This is a genomic window from Sphingobium sp. LMA1-1-1.1, assembly GCF_040676365.1.
Lineage (GTDB): Bacteria > Pseudomonadota > Alphaproteobacteria > Sphingomonadales > Sphingomonadaceae > Sphingobium.
In genome coordinates, this window is the sequence record NZ_JBEGHS010000034.1 from 320254 (window position 1) to 336835 (window position 16582).

Here is a 16582-nt window from a genome sequence, read left to right on the forward strand (position 1 = left end):
AGCCCCGCATGCGTGCCGCGCCAGAGAGCGGCGCGCTCCTACATGCGGACGTCCCAGCCTCTCTCCCATTTGCGCGGCGGCATCTTGTGAATCACTATTCCTGCCCAGGACATGTCTATCAATCTCGATCCGGGCGGAATGGCGCGTGCCTGATTCATCGCATCTCTGATCCGCCGCCGCCGGACATCTCCGGCGGACAGCGGACCGGACCTGTTCCTCAACCCTGTTTCGCAGCCTCGATCAGCTTGGCGAGCCGACGTCGCGCCTGTACCGCACCCTTGTCGATCGGCAGCATCTTCGGTTCCAATGACCACAGGTCCGGCGTGCCCATCTGGCGCTGGATCTTCTCGATCATCGGCTTGTCCTCAAACTGGAAGGCATGGATGAGCTGATCGCGCAACATGGCGGTGAAATCGGCGTCATCGACCAGGAAGCTGCGCGCGTTACAGGTGAAATAATGCGTCGTTGTCTCCGTTTCCGGCGTCATGTTGTGAAGATTGAGGCTGTCTATGCCCTGTTCGGGCTTGCCCACGGGATGGCCGCCTGCACGCAGGACCATCAGCGCCGGCGGATACCAATCCACCTCCGTCCACAGCTTTGCCGGGGACTCCATGTGGAAGACCGGCGGCGGCTCGTCGCTGTCGGATCGCCAGGCTATCGAAAAATGATCTGGATATTCCTCCATGGTCGATTTGGCGCGCGTGTTGAACCCGCTGCCCAGACTGTTCGCATGAAGATAATCCGCATGGCTCAGGTCCATGATGTTGTCCGAAAGCAGTTCGTAATTCGCCGCCACCAGAGTGTATAGCCGCAGCTGCGCGGTCTCGGGCGTGGCGTCAATGAAGGACAGGTCGGGCAGCACGCTCTCATCCGGGCTGTTCTTTCCTACCCAGATCCAGACCGCCTTATATCGTTCCAGCACGGGATAGCTGGTCACACTGAGTGAACTGGTCGCCGCGCCGTGCGGATTGTGAACGCAAAGCCCTGCGGCATTGAAGACCAGCCCATGATAGGGGCAGGCGATCGTATCCCCCTCCCGCTTGCCTTCATTGAGGGGGGCGAAGCGGTGGGGGCAGCGGTTGTCCAGCACGGCGATGTCGCCAGATTCGGTGCGAAAGGCGACCATGGGTATGCCGACGACCTGACGACTGAGTACTGCGCCATCCGCGAGTTCCTCGGCCCAGGCAAGCTGGTACCATCGATTTTCCAGAAATTCGACCATCATGACATCTCCACTGCGCTGCGCGTATCAACTGCGTCCGTCGTCCCGCGATCGGCGACGATAGTGCGTTCCTCGACCATGAAGAGCGCCTCCCTCCGGCGGTCCAACATGCCGGCAAGGTGCGATCCAGCTTCTTCGATGACGGCGCGATAGGCCTCGATGGCGCTCCACCCTGCATCGCCGTCGAACCAGAGGCTTTCGACGCCGGCATAGGGGCTGAGCGGCGCGTTGGCGACGAAATTGGCGGGCAGGTTCGCGTCCGGCTCGCCGGCTATGCTGATGCTGCGGGTCATTCGGCGGATCGATGGGCCCAGGGTCGGATGATCGGCCATTCGGGCCATTTCCTGCGACCAGGCCGCATCGAATGTCTCGGCGGACGCCGCACCGTTGCTCGCCAGAAGGCGCATCACCTTGACCGGCGCGTCGCCCGGCATGGTCACCGCCACCTCCTCGACCCGCGTGGCAAGCAGGATGACCGCGCTGTGGCAGACGAAGTTCAACTCGTCGGGCTGGATAGTCTCGCGATAATAGGGGTCGGCGATGGAGCGCGCGAATGCGGCTCCATCCGGGAAGCTGATTTCGCTGAAAGAGTCGAAATCGGGTCCCGGCGTCCAGCCTTCGCCACGGCTGCCATATACCGCGTCGACGACGTGATTCTGGATATAGCCCAGCATGAAACCGGGATTATGCGCTACCGTCCCGCCATGGACATGCTGGGCGTAGTTCAGATAATCGCGGTGCGTCATTCCGGCGCGGCGGCGGCCGCCAATGATCATTTTCAACATCGCACTCTCTCCGGATCTGTCAGAATGTGTATCGGACGCGCAGGCCATAGGTGCGGGGCGGCGCATATATGGAAGAGATGACCCCGCCGGCCGGAGCGACGAACTGTGTGAAAAGGGGCACCGCCTTGTCGGTCAGGTTGCGGACGAAGCCTGTGACCGCCCAGTGATCGTCCGCCGCGCCGAAGGTGGCGGAGGCGTCGAATGTCCAGAACGCACCGCTATTCTGCTGCGGCAGATATTCAAAGCCGATGACGCTGTTGGAACGGTAGCGCGCATCACCGTTCAGGACGATTTTGTGGGCGCCTAGCGCGATGCTTTTCTCGATCCCGCCGTTCAGCGACCAATGCGGCGAATTGTAGCTCGGCTTGCCCGCGCAATCGATCGCATAGACGGGTGCGCCGTTCGCTGTCGTCGGCGTCACGGCGCAGCCCACCGCGGGTGGCGGTGAGGTCGCATCGCGGGGGCTGTTATAGGTATAGCGCTTGACCCTGGCGTCCAGATACTGGACCGTCCCGCTCAGTCGCGTCGTTGGAGTGAGCAGCCACTGCGCCTCCACATCGACGCCCTTGATCGTCGAGCGTCCTATATTCTCGGTAAAATAATTGGTGCTGTTATTGGCGTCCAACCCGTAATGCGACACCTGCTGGTTGCGGTAGCGCCAGTGGAACAGTTCCACATTGAACTGCAGGCGGCGATCGAAGAAGCGATTCTTCGACCCGATGGTCCAGGCTTCCACATATTCCGGTTCGAAGGTTTCGTGTCCAGGCGCATTGGAAAAGCCGCCGGAACGATAGCCCGTCTCGTAGCTGGCATAAAGCAACGAAGCCGGCGCCAGGTCATATTCGGCCGCCAGTCGATAGGTGACGCGGCCCTTGTCGATCCCCGCATTCACCTGATTTGGAATGTAGAACAGGATATTGCCAGCGGTGCCATAGGGAACCGCATTGGCTGGGCCGGGCATGGCCGGCGCGCCGGGCACCTGCGCCAGGGTTTGGACGACGGGTAGCGATGGTCCGCCAAAGCAGCCGGGACCGAATGGGGGCGGCGCATTGGTGCACAGGTCGATAAGCGTGTCCGCCCCGCCGTTGAAATCCTTGCCGTCATGGGTGTAGCGCCCCGCCGCCACGAATCTCAGACTGTCGCTCAGATGCGCCGTGACACGGCCGAAAGCGGCATAGGACTTCGTCTTCGATGTGAAGTCCTGGAAGGAAATGATCTGATATTGATTGATCCCGTACAGGCCCTTTACGGTTTCGTTGAAATAATAGCCGCCGACCAGCCAGTCTATCGGACCCAGGCGTGGACCCTGGAACCGTAACTCCGTGCTGAACTGCCGGTCATCCTCACTGTTGAGTGAGCCCCTGAATGAAGGACCATTGAACAGATTGTCCAGTTTCGCCCGTCGATAGGATGGCAGGATCGTCAACGTCCCTCCGGCCACATCGGCGTTGATCTCCGCCGTCAGTCCCCAATATCTGTTATTCAGATAGGGGGAGGCCAGCGGGGCGGGATTGATGAAAGTTCCCGGAATGACGGCATGCCCAAAATAGGCGCTGCCGGCTGGCGAAAGGAGCCCGCTGAAGGGATCGACGCCAGCAGCCGTGAAGCTGTAATTTGGCGGCGAGATGGACGTCGCCGGGGTGCCAGGCGTAAAATTTTCCGTGCCGACATAACTCGCACCGACGCCTGCGCCACCTTGATGCGAATAATCACCGCTCAGGCGGATGGAGACGGCCGGGCTGGGCTTTATCAGCAATTGCGCCCGAACCGCCTGCCCCACTTCGTCGGACGTGCCGTCTTCGTTGTAACCCTTCCGGTCTACAACCTTGCCGGCAATCCGTATGGCCGCATTGTCACCGATCGGCAAATTGGCGGCGGCTTCGGCATCGATCGCATCGTAATTTCCGAAACTGCCGGAAACAGAGAGGGTTCGCTCTCCCAACCGGGGCTTCGCCGGAATGACGTTGATGGCGCCACCCGTGGCATTGCGGCCGTAAAGCGTCCCCTGCGGCCCCTTCAACACCTCGATCCGCTCGAGATCGAAGAAGGTGCCCGTCGTGGAGGTCGGCCGGCCGAGATAAATGCCGTCCAGGTTGAATGCGATCGCCGGGTCCGAGTAGCCGTTGTTGGTGAAATTGCCGACACCGCGAACAAAGAAGGTGGTATTTGCGCCGCCTCCCTGCTGCACCGTAAGCGCAGGAACCGTCGCGTTGAGCATGGTGGCGGTGACGACGCCCGCGCGGGTCAGCTCCTGCGGCGAGACAACATCTATCGCGACCGCTGCGCGCTGTGCCGTTTCGGCGCGGCGCTGCGCGGTCACGATGATGTCCGCAAGCCCGCCATTCGCGTCGGAAGACGGTGCCGGGCCAGCAAGTGAATGGGATTGGGCAATATCCGGCGCTGCCTCCTGCGCTGCGAGCGGCACGGGCGCCGACATGGCGGCGATCGCGGTGCCGACCAGAAATAATGTTTTCATGGATCCTCCCCTGGGCCCTCGTTGAGCCTCTGTTCCGGGATTAAATCCATCTTGTACGCCGCAGGCAAATCGCATGTTCGCACCGCATTATTCGCAGGATGAATAATGTGGCCTGATTTGCATTGTTTCTTTTGAGGCATGCGGGACGGCGCGCTGGATGCCGCGCCGGGGTGCTGTCCCGAAAACGGCCCGGTCGATGCCCTTGGGGCTGCAGGCAGCGGCTGCTATATCCCTCCTATGACGGCACCGCTCAATCTGGCTTCCATAGACCTCAATCTCATGGTCATTTTCGACGCGCTCATGAAGGATCGTCATTTGTCGCGCGCGGGCGACCGGGTCGGGCTTAGTCAGCCAGCGATGAGTCATGCGCTGCGCCGCCTGCGCGCCGTGCTGGGCGATGATCTCTTCACCCGGCGCCGGGGGGTTATGGAGCCCACGCCCCGCGCGCTGGCGCTTGCCGATCCGATAGGTGGGGCCCTCGACCGCCTGCGTTCGGCGCTTGATACCGAACCGGCCTTTGAATCGTCGACGGCCAGCCGTTGCTTCACCCTGACCATGTCGGACGCAAGCGCGGCTCGCCTGCTGCCGCAACTGATCCCCCGTCTTCGCGCGCAGGGTTCCGGCATCGACATCGACATACTGGCATCGGGAGCGCGCGAGGGCATAGAGCATCTGCTGTCAGGCGCGGCCGATCTCGGCGTTGGAGTCTTCCCGAACCTTCCCGAAAGATTGCATTGCGAGGTTATCCAGACCGCCAAGCTGGTCTGCATCGCCGATGCGGCGCATCCGGCGTTGCAGGGAGGGCTGACGCTTCAATCCTTCCTTGCGCTGCCGCATGTCGGCGTCGACGTCGGTCATGACACGGGCGCGAATGTCGATTCCCTGATCGAAACGATGGGCCTGCGCCGCAGGATCATGCTCCGCGTGCCGCACTTCATGGTCGTTGCATCCGTCGTGATCGGGTCGGACCTCCTCGCGGTAGTACCGGCGGCTGTTCTTCGGGAGGAGGAGAAGGGCCATCTGGCCGTCTATGAGTTGCCGGTTGCCGTTCCCGACGTCGCCATCCACATGGCCTGGCGCGCGCGCCAGTCACAGGATCCCGCCCTGCTCTGGCTGCGCCGGCTTGTTGCCCGGTCCATGCAAATCCCGATCAACGGATGAAGGCAGGTCGAAACCGGCCCTGAAGATGCGGGCACCGACGCTATGGGATAATATTACATAATCTTAATTTGTGTCCGGTCCCCGACCTTTTGTAGAGCCAGGATCGTGCTTCACCATTCGGAACCAGCCATTTGAACCCGCCGGGCTCATCCCGTTCCGAAAGAAGTCGCGCCAGCATCCTGGTGATCCTTGCCATCCTGGCCATGTGCATCTCCACCATGCTGGCGGTGCAGGTCCATCGCGAAATCGGCCATGCCGACCATCTTGCCCCGTCCCATTCGGCGCGGTTCGCGCATCAGCCGGGCAAACCGGCTTTCCTCTTCAGCTATTGCAAGCTCTGCGACCTGAAATTCCAGGCAGAGTCTGCTCCGCCGCTGCCGGTTCGCGTGATGGCGAATCGGACGCCGGTTCACGTGCGGCATGACGATGTTTCGCTCCATTTCCTGACCGTCGCATCGACAGGTCATATATGGCACAGCCGCGCGCCGCCGGAATCTCCGGTTCTCATCGCCTGATATTCCCTGCGCGCGGCGAAGCGACCGCGCCTGTCGGGGAATCAAACCGATTTCCTGGAGTATTCCCATGCGTGCCATGCTTTTTGGGGGCGCAGCGGCGGCTGCGTTCATGACCTTCCCGGCGCTCGCGGATGACGCGCCTTCATCTTCGGCCGGGACGAATCCCGGCGCCAATATCATCGTCACCGCCTCGCCGATCGCGCACGAACGCGACGACACCCCTTCCATCGTCGCCAGGGTCGATGCGGACCAGATACGCCGTCAGGGCGGCGCCACGATCTCCGATGCGCTGGCGCGCGTGCCGGGCATCGCCGCCAGCGGTTTCGCGACGGGCGCCAGCCGCCCCATCATCCGCGGCCTTGACGCAAACCGCGTTCGCATCCTGGAGGATGGGACGAGCGTTTCCGACGTGTCCGACATAGGGCCGGATCATGGCATCCCCATCGACCCGCTGGCGGCGCAGAGCATAGAGGTCGTGCGCGGCGCGGGGACGCTCCGCTATGGCAGCCAGGCCATTGGCGGCGTCGTCAACGTGATCAACAACCGCGTGCCCAACGCCCTGTCCGAACACCCGATTTCGGGACAAGTGGAAGGAAGCTATGGCAGCGTGTCGGACCTCTGGCAGGGCGCAGGGATGGTCGACGCGTCGCTGGGCCAGTTCGCCCTGCATGCCGACGGCTTCATCCGTGACGCGGGCGATTATGAAACGCCATTGGGCGTCCAGCAGAACAGCTTCTTTCACGGACATGGCGGATCGCTGGGCGGATCCTATTTCTTCGGTTCGGGCAATGACAGCCATGCCGGCGTGGCCGTGACGCAATATGATGCCCGCTACGGCATACCGAGCGACAGCAGCTATATCGACATGCGGCAGACCAAGGTCATGACCAAGTCGTCATTCAGCCTGGGCAGCGGCCTGTTCAAGTCGCTCAGTCTGGACGGCAGCTATTCGAACTACAAGCATGATGAGAAGGACCCGGATGGCACCATTCTCACCACCTTCAGGAACAAGGAATATAACGGCCGGGCGGAATTGCTGCTCAACCGGATCGGCTTTGTCGACAATTCGGCGCTGGGTGTGGAATATCAGCATCGCGACTATTCGGCGGTGGGCGACGACAGCAGCTATCTCTTCCCCTCGACCATGGAAAGCTTCGCCGGCTATCTCTTCGCCGATACCCGCCTGGGCGACCGGCTGCACCTGGAGACCAGCGGCCGCATCGAAAATGTGAAGATCAGCGGTACGCCGGCGTCCGATCTGTTCACAAGGCGGGAATTCACCCCGATCAGCGGCGCTGTCGGCGCGCTCTATACGGTGAGCCCCGCGATCAAGCTGGGCATGACCTTCTCCAGCACGGGACGGGCGCCCGCCATGGCCGAACTCTTCGCGCGCGGCGGACATGATGGCCCCGACACCTTCGAAACGGGTGATCCTTTCCTGAAGATGGAGCGGGCCAATTCGCTGGAGGGCACCCTGCGGATCCGCAGCGGCGGCTTCCACCTGGACGGGAGCGTCTACAGCAGCTGGTTCCGCAATTATATCTATGGCGATCTGACGGGCCGGACCTGTGATGATGCGGGCATCTGCTCGGCGGGTGGCAATGGCGGCCTGCGCGAGTTGAACTATCGGCAGCAGGGCGCCCATTTCCGGGGGCTGGAGGCGGAGGCCAGCTATGATCTGGTCAAGACCGATCATGGCACCTTCCGCCTCGACATGCTGGGGGACTATACCCGCGCGACCTTGGATGACGGCAATAATGTGCCGCGCATACCGCCCTATCGCATCGGGGGAGGGTTGAACTGGTCGGGTGATCGCCTCGACGCCGGCTTCAACCTCATCTATGCCGGACGGCAGGACAAGGCGGGTCAATTCGATACGCCGACGCCGGCCTATGTCTCGCTGGACGGCCAGATCGCGTTCAGGCCATTTGCCCGATATCCGGGCATCGAACTGGGGATCACCGGCCAGAACCTCACCAATGACGTGCAGCGCCTGGCCACGTCGCTCAACAAGGATGATGTCGTCATGCCCGGCCGCAGGATCATGGCGACGCTGAAACTTTCGACATTCTGATCCGCCGGCGCCCGGCGCAGGAAATGACCCGCGGGCCTCAGCTCGTCGTCAGCCGGAAGATGGACAGCTTCACCCCCGGCGCTTCTGCCGTTCCGGCCGGGCCGATCGTCCCTGTGAAGATGAACTGGTTCATCCAGGCATAGGGGCCGTCGGGCGCCTCGAACTGGGGCGTGGAAATATTGTAGTCGGCCGGCCAGTCGCCGTTCGGGCTGTGCCAGAGACCGCGATTGAGCACATGGATCTGCGCCCCGTCATGCGTTTCCATGAAATATTCCGCCTGGAGCTCCCAATAGCCGTCTGAACGAAGGAGCTGCCAGTCGAACCCGCCCGGTATGATCTTTCCGCGTATCGACGGCCCGGAAAAATCCCCGCCGATGATCGGTACGCGGAAACGCTTGCCGCGGATCGTCTGGCCATGCGGTATTTCCTTCTGGAGCAACACGACGGCGTCATAGATCCACTCGGTACGCGGCGGTCTCGGCGCTGGCTGCGCGTCGGCCGCGGCCGCCAGGGAAAACGGCGCGGCGCCGGCCAGGGCCCCCGCTGTCGCTGCTCCGGAAAGAACGCTGCGTCGCGTCATGGAATCCTGCACGCCTGCCTCCTGCTTCATGCCCCCTGCACCAGCGGCCTTACCGCTCCTTGGTGGCGCTGAACCTGACCTTGGGATGGCGTTCCTGCTGATAGCCGATATCCCAGGCGCTTTTCGCCATGAAGACGATGTTGCCGTCGCGATCCTTGGCCATATTGGCGCCGTTGAACGCGACCAGGTCCCTGACGGCCACATCATCGCCCGAAATCCAGCGCGCGGTGTCGAAGGGGGAGGCCTCCAGCCCGGCCGCGACCTTATATTCCGCCTCCAGCCGTGAGATCAGCACGTCCAACTGCAACTGTCCGACCACGCCGACGATCCAGTTCGACCCGATCTCCGGATAGAAGACCTGGATCACGCCCTCTTCGGAAAGGTCGTCCAGCGCCTTGCGCAACTGCTTCGTCTTGGTCGGGTCCTTCAGCGCGACGCGCCGCAGGATTTCCGGCGCGAAGTTCGGCAGGCCGGTGAAGCGCACCCCCGCCTTCTCGCTCAGCGTATCGCCGACGCGCAACGTGCCATGGTTGGGAATGCCGATGATGTCGCCCGGAAAGGCCTCATCCGCGATCTCGCGGTCCTGTGCGAAGAAGAGGATGGGGGAATGCACCGCGATCGGCTTGCCGCTGCCGCTCGGCGTCAGCTTCATGCCCCTTTTGAACTTGCCCGAACAGAGTCGCATGAAGGCGATCCGGTCGCGATGCTGCGGGTCCATATTGGCCTGGACCTTGAAGATGAAGCCGGTGACTTCGCTGTTCTCCGGCTCGACCGGCGCGGGTTCGGCGGGCTGGGCGCGCGGGGGCGGCGCATGGGCGGCCAGCGCGTCGATCAACTCGGTCACGCCGAACAGCTTGAGCGCCGATCCGAAATAGACCGGGGTCAGGTCGCCATGGCGATAGGCGGCAAGGTCGAAATCGGCATAGCCGCCCACTGCCAGTTCGGCTTCCTCGCGCAGCCGCGCCAGCCCCTGTTCGGACAGATGCCCGGCCAGGGCGTCGTCGTCGACGCCGGAGAAGACGGCCTCCTTGCCTTCAAATTCCTTGCTCGCGCCCGAAGGCTGGCGCAGGCGGTTCCTGGCGAAATCGTAAATCCCCTCGAACTCGCCGCCCATGCCGACCGGCCAGCTCATCGGGCACACGTCCAGCGCCAGCGCGTCGGCCACTTCGTCGAGCAGCGCGAAGCTGTCACGCCCTTCGCGATCGACCTTGTTGATGAAGGTGATGATGGGGACGTTGCGCAGCCGGCACACCTCGAACAGCTTGCGCGTCTGCGGCTCGATGCCCTTGGCGGCGTCGATCACCATCACGGCGGAATCCACCGCGGTCAGCGTGCGGTAGGTGTCCTCGGAAAAATCCTCGTGCCCCGGCGTATCGAGCAGATTGAAGGTGATCCCGTCCCGCTCGAAGGTCATGACGGAGCTGGTCACGGAAATGCCGCGCTGCTGTTCGATCTTCATCCAGTCGGATCGCGCGCGCCGGTTCGCCCCGCGGGCCTTGACTTCCCCGGCCAGATGGATCGCACCGCCCTCCAGCAGCAGTTTCTCGGTCAGCGTGGTCTTGCCCGCGTCGGGGTGGGAGATGATGGCGAAGGTGCGGCGGGAAGGAATGGTCATGAAATTTCATTCTGTCTGGAAATGCGTCATCCCCGCGCCGGCGCCAGGTGGTCAGGCCGGGAACTGGGCCGGGGGGTCGATCCCCGCCTACGCGGGAATGAGGGAAAAGAACAGAGGCATCAGCGGTCCACCAGCGTCACGTCCATCCGGAAGGCCCGCTCCGCCCCCGGGGCCAGCCGCATGATCCCCTGCTTTTCCCAGACATCTCCCGCAAAGCCCACCAGATCGGCCATCCCCGCCCACGGCTCGACGCAGAGATAATGCGCGCCCGGCTTCTGCCACAGTCCCAGCCAGGGCGTATCGGGAAAATCGATCCTCAGACCCTTGCCGCCCGGCACGCCCCAGAACAGGCTGCGGCTCTCCAGCCGGTCCCAGATCAGCGCGTCGCCCTCGAACATCGCATGGGCAGGCGCCAGCAGATTGCCCTCGACCGGCGAGGCGATGCTCTCCCGGGCGATCAGGCCCGGTTCGTCCCCCACCTTGCGGATCGGCGCGGGTTCGGCCTTCTCGAACAGCATCCGGTGCTCCTCCGCCGCCCCGTCATAGGGCAACGGCCAGGCGAAGGCAGGATGATAGCCGAAGGAGAAGGGCAGGGCGCCCGTCCCCCGATTGACGACCGTGGCGGTCATTCGCAGCGCCGCCCCCTCCACCGCAAAGCGCATGTCCAGCCGGAAGTCGAACGGATAGACCGCCCGCGTCTCCGCATCCGCATCCAGCCGGAAGGTCACGGCGTCCCCGCTCCGGTCGGCCACATCGAAGACCTTGCGCCGCGCAAAGCCATGCTGCGGCATGGGATAATCCCGTCCCTCGAAGCGATAGACGTCCCCGCGCGATCGCCCGACAAAGGGAAAGAGCAGCGGCGCATGGCCGGTCCACCAGCGCGGATCGGCATCGGTCATGAGTTCGCGTCCCTGCCGGTCCCTGAGCGACCAGAGCTCCGCCCCCAGCGGGTTGATGGCGGCGCTCATATCGCCCGACCCGATGGTGATGAATTCGTCCGCCATATGCCGCAATCTCCTCACCCTCCCGCATAGCGGCGAAGCGGGCGCGGAACCACGCCCTATCTCAAGGGGTTGAAGAAGCAGCAGGGAGAAAATCGGATGAAATGGATCGGCGTGGTTGCGCTTCTGCTCTGTTCCACGGGCGCCTTGGCCCAGGAACAGGAGAAGAAGGACGATACGTTGAAAAAGGCGGGCAGCATCGCGACCCAGCCGGCGCGGGACGTCGGCATCGACAAGGACAAGATTCCCGACGTGCTCCAGCAGGCGGTCGAAGACCCCTATAAGCGCCCGCCCGTACGGACCTGCAAGGCGCTCAAGGGCTCGCTCGATGAACTCAACCTGGTGCTTGGCCCTGATTTCACCGTGGGGCAGAAGGCGAACGAGAACCGCACCGGCAAGATCGCGGAGGCCGTCGGCAAGACGATCGTCAACTCGATCATCCCCTTCCGCGGCCTCGTGCGGGAAATCAGCGGCGCCGCGCCGGCCGAACGTCGCCTGCAAGCCGCCGTCACGGCCGGCATAGCCCGGCGCGGCTATCTGCGCGGCCTGGCCGACGCCAAGGGGTGCAAGATCATGAGCCCGCCGCCGACGGCGGAGGAAAAGGCCGACGAGCCGAAAAAATAAGCCATAGCGCGAAGACCGCCTCCGCCAGCACTGCCACGATGTCGGCCTGAATGACGGTCGCGTCGGCCAGGTCCGGCGCGATCAGGGTCACCAGCCGGACGACCGCCTGGAGCGAGCCGCCGAACATCAGCGCCGCGCCCAATGCGCGGGGAAACCACCGCGAGCGATAGGCCAGCAACCCGGTCAGAAGCAGGCCCAGTCCCAGAAGGATGCGCGCGACATGCTGAACCTGATCCCGCAGCAGCAGGGTCAGTTCCACCAGGGAATAGGTCTGCGCCATGCCGATGCCCGGATGCGGCGCCCCATCCAGCAGGACGATCGGCGCCATGGCGAGGATGCCGCCTGCCGCCAGCGCCGCGATGCCGATGACGGACAGCAGCGCCGCCATCCGCGCGACATGCCTCCCCACCGGCGCGAACAGCGCGTAAAGCAGCACGGTCGCCGCCAGCATGGCGCAGATCATGACCAGGTCGCTCGCCTCCGCCATGCGATAGGCCCAGGGAAAGTCCCTGATGTTCCGCGCCGTTTCCCGCCCGGAACCCGGCACGACCAGTGCGGCGCGGATCATGGCTTCCCCCACGCCGCGCGCCGCCATGCCGCCGAGAAGGAAAAGGCCGGCGAGCCGCGCTTTCCCCTCCATCCCGGCGAACAGTCTCATCCCCGCAGCGTGCCGCCCAGCTTTGCCGCCGCCTTCACCACGGCCGCGCTGATCGCGTCCAGCTCCTCCTGCGCGAAGCTCTTTTCGCCGGGTTGCAGCGTGATCTCGACGGCCAGGCTCTTCTTGCCCTCGTCCACGCCGGGGCCGACGAAGACGTCGAACAGCCGCGCGTCGACGATCGCTTTCTTGTCCGCGTTCCTGACGGCGCGGACCAGTGCGTCGGCTTCGACGGCTTCATCGACGAGGAAGGCGAAGTCGCGCTTCACCGCCTGAAGGGCAGGCGGCGCATAGGGGGCGCGCATGAAGCCATTGGCCCGCTTGGCGGGGATCGCGTCCAGGAAGATTTCGCCCGCGACCACCGTGCCGGTCAGCCCGAACTGCCTGGCCAGGCTGGGGTGCAGCACGCCGAACTCCGCCAGCACCGTCTTCGGCCCCAGCCGCAACGTGCCCGACTGGCCCGGATGATAGGCGCCGGACGCCTCGCCGAAGCTCTGGAGATTGGCGACGGGCGCGCCCGCCGCGGCGAGCAGCGCCGTCACCTCGCCCTTGGCATCGAAGGCGGTGAAGGGCTGCGCCTTCCCCGTCTGCCAGCCTCGCGCCAGCTTCTCGCCAGCCAGCACGAAGCCGACCGTCGCCCGTTCCTTGTCCGCCTGATAGCGGCGGCCCAGTTCGAACAGCCGCACCGACGCCGCGCCGCGATCCACGTTCCGCCGCGCCGCGGAAAGCAGACCGGGCAGCAGCGAAGGCCGCATGACCTTCAGATCCTCCGAAATCGGATTGGCCAGGGTCCATGCCCCGCCACCGACCGCAGCGGCCTCCTTTTCCGAGATGAAGGACCAGTTGATCGCTTCGGCAAGGCCGCGCGCCGCCGCCGTCCGGCGCACGCGCCGCTCTATCGCCTGCTCCGGCGTGGCGGTCGGCTTGGCGACGCCGGGCGCGCGGGGCAGGGGGGTAGAGGGCACCTGGTCCAGCCCGACGATGCGCACGACTTCCTCGACAATGTCGGGCCAGCCGTCGACGTCGCGCCGCCAACTCGGCACCGTCACGGTCCATGTGGCCGGGGTCGTGACCGGCACGCCATCCTGATATTCGAAGGTGGCGTCATGGCCTTCCACCGCGAAGCCCAGGCTTTCCAGGATGCGCTTCTGCTCGGCGTCCGCCACGTCGACCCCGGCCAGCGCCAGGCATTGCGCCGGATCATAGGTCACGGTCTTCGCGACCACGGGCGGATTGCCCGCACGCGTCGCCTCGCTGGCGCTGCCGCCGCACAGATGCGTCACCAGATAGGTCGCGATCGACAGGCCGTCGTCCAGGAAGGCGGGGTCCACCCCGCGCTCGAACCGTCCGCGGGCGTCGCTGGTCAGCCCCAGCTTCTGCCCCGTCACCGCGATCCGTTCCGGCGTGAAATAGGCGCATTCGATCAGCACGTCGGTCGTGCCGTCCTGCGCGCCCGAATGCTCGCCGCCCATGATGCCGCCAATGTCGTGCACCGCCTCGTCATCCGCGATCACGGTCATGCTGTCGTCGATGGCGTATGTCTTCCCGTTCAGCGCCAGCACCTGCTCGCCTGGCCGCCCGTGCCGCGCGACCAGCCCGCCCTTCAGCGTCGCCATGTCGTAGACATGCAGCGGCCGGCCGAGATCGGTCATGATATAGTTAGTGATGTCGACCAGCGTGCTGATCGGCTTCTGCCCGATGGCCTTCAACTGCTTCGCCATCCATTCGGGCGAACTGCCGTTCTTCACGCCCCTGACCGTGCGCGCGAAGAAGGCGGGGCAGCCATCGGCATCCTCGATCCGCACGTCCGGTCCGGGTCCGGCCGCCTCGATCGTCGGCACGATCAGCGCGTTCAGCGTGCCCAGGCCCGCCGCCGCCAGATCGCGCGCGATGCCGCGCACGCCCATGCAATCCTGCCGGTTGGGCGTGATCGACACGTCGATGACCGGATCGTCCAGCCCGGCCCATTCGGCATAGACCTGTCCCACCGGCGCGTCGGCGCCAAGTTCGATGATCCCGTCATGATCCTCGCCCAGTTCCAGTTCACGGAACGAACACATCATGCCATTGGATTCGACGCCGCGAATGGCGGTCTTTTTCAGCACCATGCCATTGACCGGCACCACCGCGCCCTCGGTCCCGAACACGCCGACCAGTCCCGCCCGCGCATTGGGCGCGCCGCAGACGACCTGCAGGGCGCCGTCGCCCGCGTCCACGGTCAGCACCTGCAGCTTGTCCGCCTGCGGATGGCGTTCCGCCGTCAGCACCTTCGCAATGCGGAAGGCGCCCAGCTTTTCCGCCGGATTTTCCACGCCCTCGACCTCAAGCCCGATATTGGTCAGGCCCTTGAGGATCGTCGGCAGGTCGGCATCGGTGTTGAGATGCGTCTTGAGCCAGCTCAGCGTGAACTTCATGCGCCCACTCCTCCGCTCAGCGTCGGCACGTCCAGCGCCGAAAAACCATAATGTTTCAGCCAGCGCAGATCGCCGTCGAAGAAAGCACGCAAGTCGTTCATCCCATATTTCAGCATGGCGAGCCGGTCGACGCCGGTGCCGAAGGCAAAGCCCTGCCATTCGTCCGGATCAAGGCCGCATGCCTCGATCACCCGGCGGTTGACCATGCCGCTGCCCAGCACTTCCAGCCAACCGCCGCCCGGCGCATCGCCGTCGCCGCCGATCACCCGCTGGCCGCTCACCAGCGTATATCCGACATCGACCTCGACCGAAGGCTCGGTAAAGGGGAAATAGCTGGGCCGCAGGCGCAGGACGATGTCGTCGCGCTCGAAAAATGCCTTCAGGAAGGTTTCCAGCGTCCATTTGAGATGGCCGAGCGTGATGCCCTTGTCGATCACCAGCCCCTCGATCTGATGGAACATCGGGGTATGCGTCGCGTCGCTGTCCGACCGATAGACCCGGCCTGGCGCGATGATGCGGATCGGCGGCGCCGCGTTCATCATCGTGCGGATCTGCACGGGGGAGGTGTGGGTGCGCAGCAGCATCTTCTTCCCGGCCCCATTCTCATCGGGCCCATCCGGGAAATAGAAGGTATCATGCATCGCCCGCGCCGGATGGGTCTCCGGAATGTTGAGCGCGGTGAAATTATGCCAATCGTCCTCGATCTCCGGCCCGGTCGCGACGGAGAAGCCAAGGTCCGCGAAAATCTCCGCCAGCTCGTCCATTACCTGGCTGACCGGATGCACCGACCCCTGCGGTCCCGTTTCGGCGGGCAAGGTCATGTCGATCTTCTCGGCCGCGAGCTTCGCATCGAGCGCCGCCTGCTCCAGCGCGGCCTTCCTGTCGGCCAGCGCCGCCGTCACGCTTTCGCGCAGGTCCTGGATCGGCGGTCCCTTCTCCAGCCGCTCCTCCGGGCTCATGCCGCCAAGGGTCTTGAGCAGCCCCGTCACCACGCCGCTCTTGCCCATGGCACCGACGCGCAGCGCCTCCAGCGCCTCCAGCGTATCGGCGGCGGCGATGTCGGCGATCAGGCCGGCTTTCAGATTGGCAGTCTCACTCATCACAGTCGTTCCCGCGAAGGCGGGAACCCATCTCCCGCACTATTCAAATTTCATGGCGCCCAATCGACGCCCCGACGCTCCAGAGGCTCAAAAACCGGATCAAGGGCGAGATCACGCCATTCGGGATGATCCCGCTCGATCAGGTCGATCGTCCCCTGCCTGCTCCACTTCTTGATCTGCTTCCCGCGCCGGATCGCCTCTTCCATCGAACCGCCGTTCCCGAACCACATCAGCCGGTGCACGCCGTAGTCTTTTGTGAAGCCTTCAATCAAGCCGGAACGATGCTGATGCCGCCGTTGAAGGCGATTTGACGTCCCTTCGATGCAAAGCGTGCCGTTTCATGACTGGCGCGGATGCAGG

14 protein-coding genes are annotated in these 16582 nt (G+C 64.2%); 4 read left to right on the forward strand and 10 right to left on the reverse strand.

Translation table 11 applies throughout. The annotated features are described in order from the left end of the window. Positions 1–217: 217 nt before the first annotated feature. From MRBLMA1_RS15590 to MRBLMA1_RS15600, 3 genes are read right to left on the reverse strand one after another with little or no spacing between them, the layout of a single operon-like run. Positions 218–1225 carry an aromatic ring-hydroxylating dioxygenase subunit alpha gene (locus MRBLMA1_RS15590; RefSeq protein ID WP_363737892.1) on the reverse strand — a complete coding sequence of 336 codons (1008 nt, stop codon included), beginning with the start codon at positions 1223–1225 and terminating at the stop codon, positions 218–220. Then, a complete protein-coding gene (locus tag MRBLMA1_RS15595; RefSeq protein WP_363737894.1) occupies positions 1222–2007 on the reverse strand; it encodes an EthD domain-containing protein in 786 nt (261 codons plus the stop codon). The genes MRBLMA1_RS15590 and MRBLMA1_RS15595 overlap by 4 nt, the downstream gene beginning before the upstream one ends. Before the next feature lie 19 nt (positions 2008–2026). Further along, a complete protein-coding gene (locus MRBLMA1_RS15600; protein ID WP_363737896.1) occupies positions 2027–4483 on the reverse strand; it encodes a TonB-dependent receptor in 2457 nt (818 codons plus the stop codon). A gap of 279 nt (positions 4484–4762) precedes the next feature. Here MRBLMA1_RS15600 and MRBLMA1_RS15605 point away from each other — a divergent pair, with 279 nt between their 5' ends. From MRBLMA1_RS15605 to MRBLMA1_RS15615, 3 genes are all read left to right on the forward strand, one after another. Then, positions 4763–5644, forward strand: a complete 882-nt coding sequence (locus tag MRBLMA1_RS15605; RefSeq protein ID WP_363737898.1) for a LysR family transcriptional regulator — start codon at positions 4763–4765, stop codon at positions 5642–5644. A 182-nt stretch (positions 5645–5826) separates the two neighbouring features. Next, positions 5827–6159 carry a hypothetical protein gene (locus MRBLMA1_RS15610; RefSeq protein ID WP_363737900.1) on the forward strand — a complete coding sequence of 111 codons (333 nt, stop codon included), beginning with the start codon at positions 5827–5829 and terminating at the stop codon, positions 6157–6159. Positions 6160–6226: 67 nt separating this feature from the next. Continuing rightward, positions 6227–8233, forward strand: a complete 2007-nt coding sequence (locus MRBLMA1_RS15615) for a TonB-dependent receptor (RefSeq protein WP_363737901.1) — start codon at positions 6227–6229, stop codon at positions 8231–8233. A 37-nt stretch (positions 8234–8270) separates the two neighbouring features. Here the strand turns inward: MRBLMA1_RS15615 and MRBLMA1_RS15620 are convergent, their stop codons facing one another. The 3 genes from MRBLMA1_RS15620 to MRBLMA1_RS15630 form a co-directional block, all read right to left on the reverse strand. Next, entirely contained in the window at positions 8271–8843 is a 573-nt protein-coding gene (locus MRBLMA1_RS15620; RefSeq protein WP_363737902.1) for a DUF3237 family protein, read from the reverse strand. Positions 8844–8862: 19 nt separating this feature from the next. Then, positions 8863–10428, reverse strand: coding sequence for a peptide chain release factor 3 (locus MRBLMA1_RS15625; protein ID WP_363737904.1), 1566 nt, complete (start codon positions 10426–10428; stop codon positions 8863–8865). A 119-nt stretch (positions 10429–10547) separates the two neighbouring features. Next, positions 10548–11432 carry an aldose 1-epimerase family protein gene (locus MRBLMA1_RS15630; protein WP_363737906.1) on the reverse strand — a complete coding sequence of 295 codons (885 nt, stop codon included), beginning with the start codon at positions 11430–11432 and terminating at the stop codon, positions 10548–10550. 96 nt (positions 11433–11528) lie between these two features. Between MRBLMA1_RS15630 and MRBLMA1_RS15635 the strand changes: the two genes are divergently transcribed. Continuing rightward, positions 11529–12053, forward strand: a complete 525-nt coding sequence (locus MRBLMA1_RS15635; protein WP_133653224.1) for a hypothetical protein — start codon at positions 11529–11531, stop codon at positions 12051–12053. Here MRBLMA1_RS15635 and MRBLMA1_RS15640 read toward each other — a convergent pair. The 4 genes from MRBLMA1_RS15640 to MRBLMA1_RS15655 are packed head-to-tail and all read right to left on the reverse strand — an operon-like array spanning position 12001 to position 16464. Further along, the gene (locus MRBLMA1_RS15640) at positions 12001–12711 is read right to left on the reverse strand and encodes a DUF4386 domain-containing protein (RefSeq protein WP_363737908.1); all 711 of its coding nucleotides are present in this window, start codon (positions 12709–12711) and stop codon (positions 12001–12003) included. The genes MRBLMA1_RS15635 and MRBLMA1_RS15640 overlap by 53 nt on opposite strands. Continuing rightward, positions 12708–15122 carry a phenylalanine--tRNA ligase subunit beta gene (gene pheT / locus MRBLMA1_RS15645; RefSeq protein WP_363737910.1) on the reverse strand — a complete coding sequence of 805 codons (2415 nt, stop codon included), beginning with the start codon at positions 15120–15122 and terminating at the stop codon, positions 12708–12710. Before pheT ends, MRBLMA1_RS15640 begins: the two co-directional genes overlap by 4 nt. Then, positions 15119–16222 carry a phenylalanine--tRNA ligase subunit alpha gene (gene pheS, locus MRBLMA1_RS15650; protein WP_363737912.1) on the reverse strand — a complete coding sequence of 368 codons (1104 nt, stop codon included), beginning with the start codon at positions 16220–16222 and terminating at the stop codon, positions 15119–15121. Before pheS ends, pheT begins: the two co-directional genes overlap by 4 nt. Positions 16223–16272: 50 nt before the next feature. Then, complete coding sequence (locus MRBLMA1_RS15655; protein ID WP_363737913.1) at positions 16273–16464, reverse strand: hypothetical protein; 192 nt, start codon at positions 16462–16464, stop codon at positions 16273–16275. Between the last annotated feature and the right edge of the window lie 118 nt (positions 16465–16582).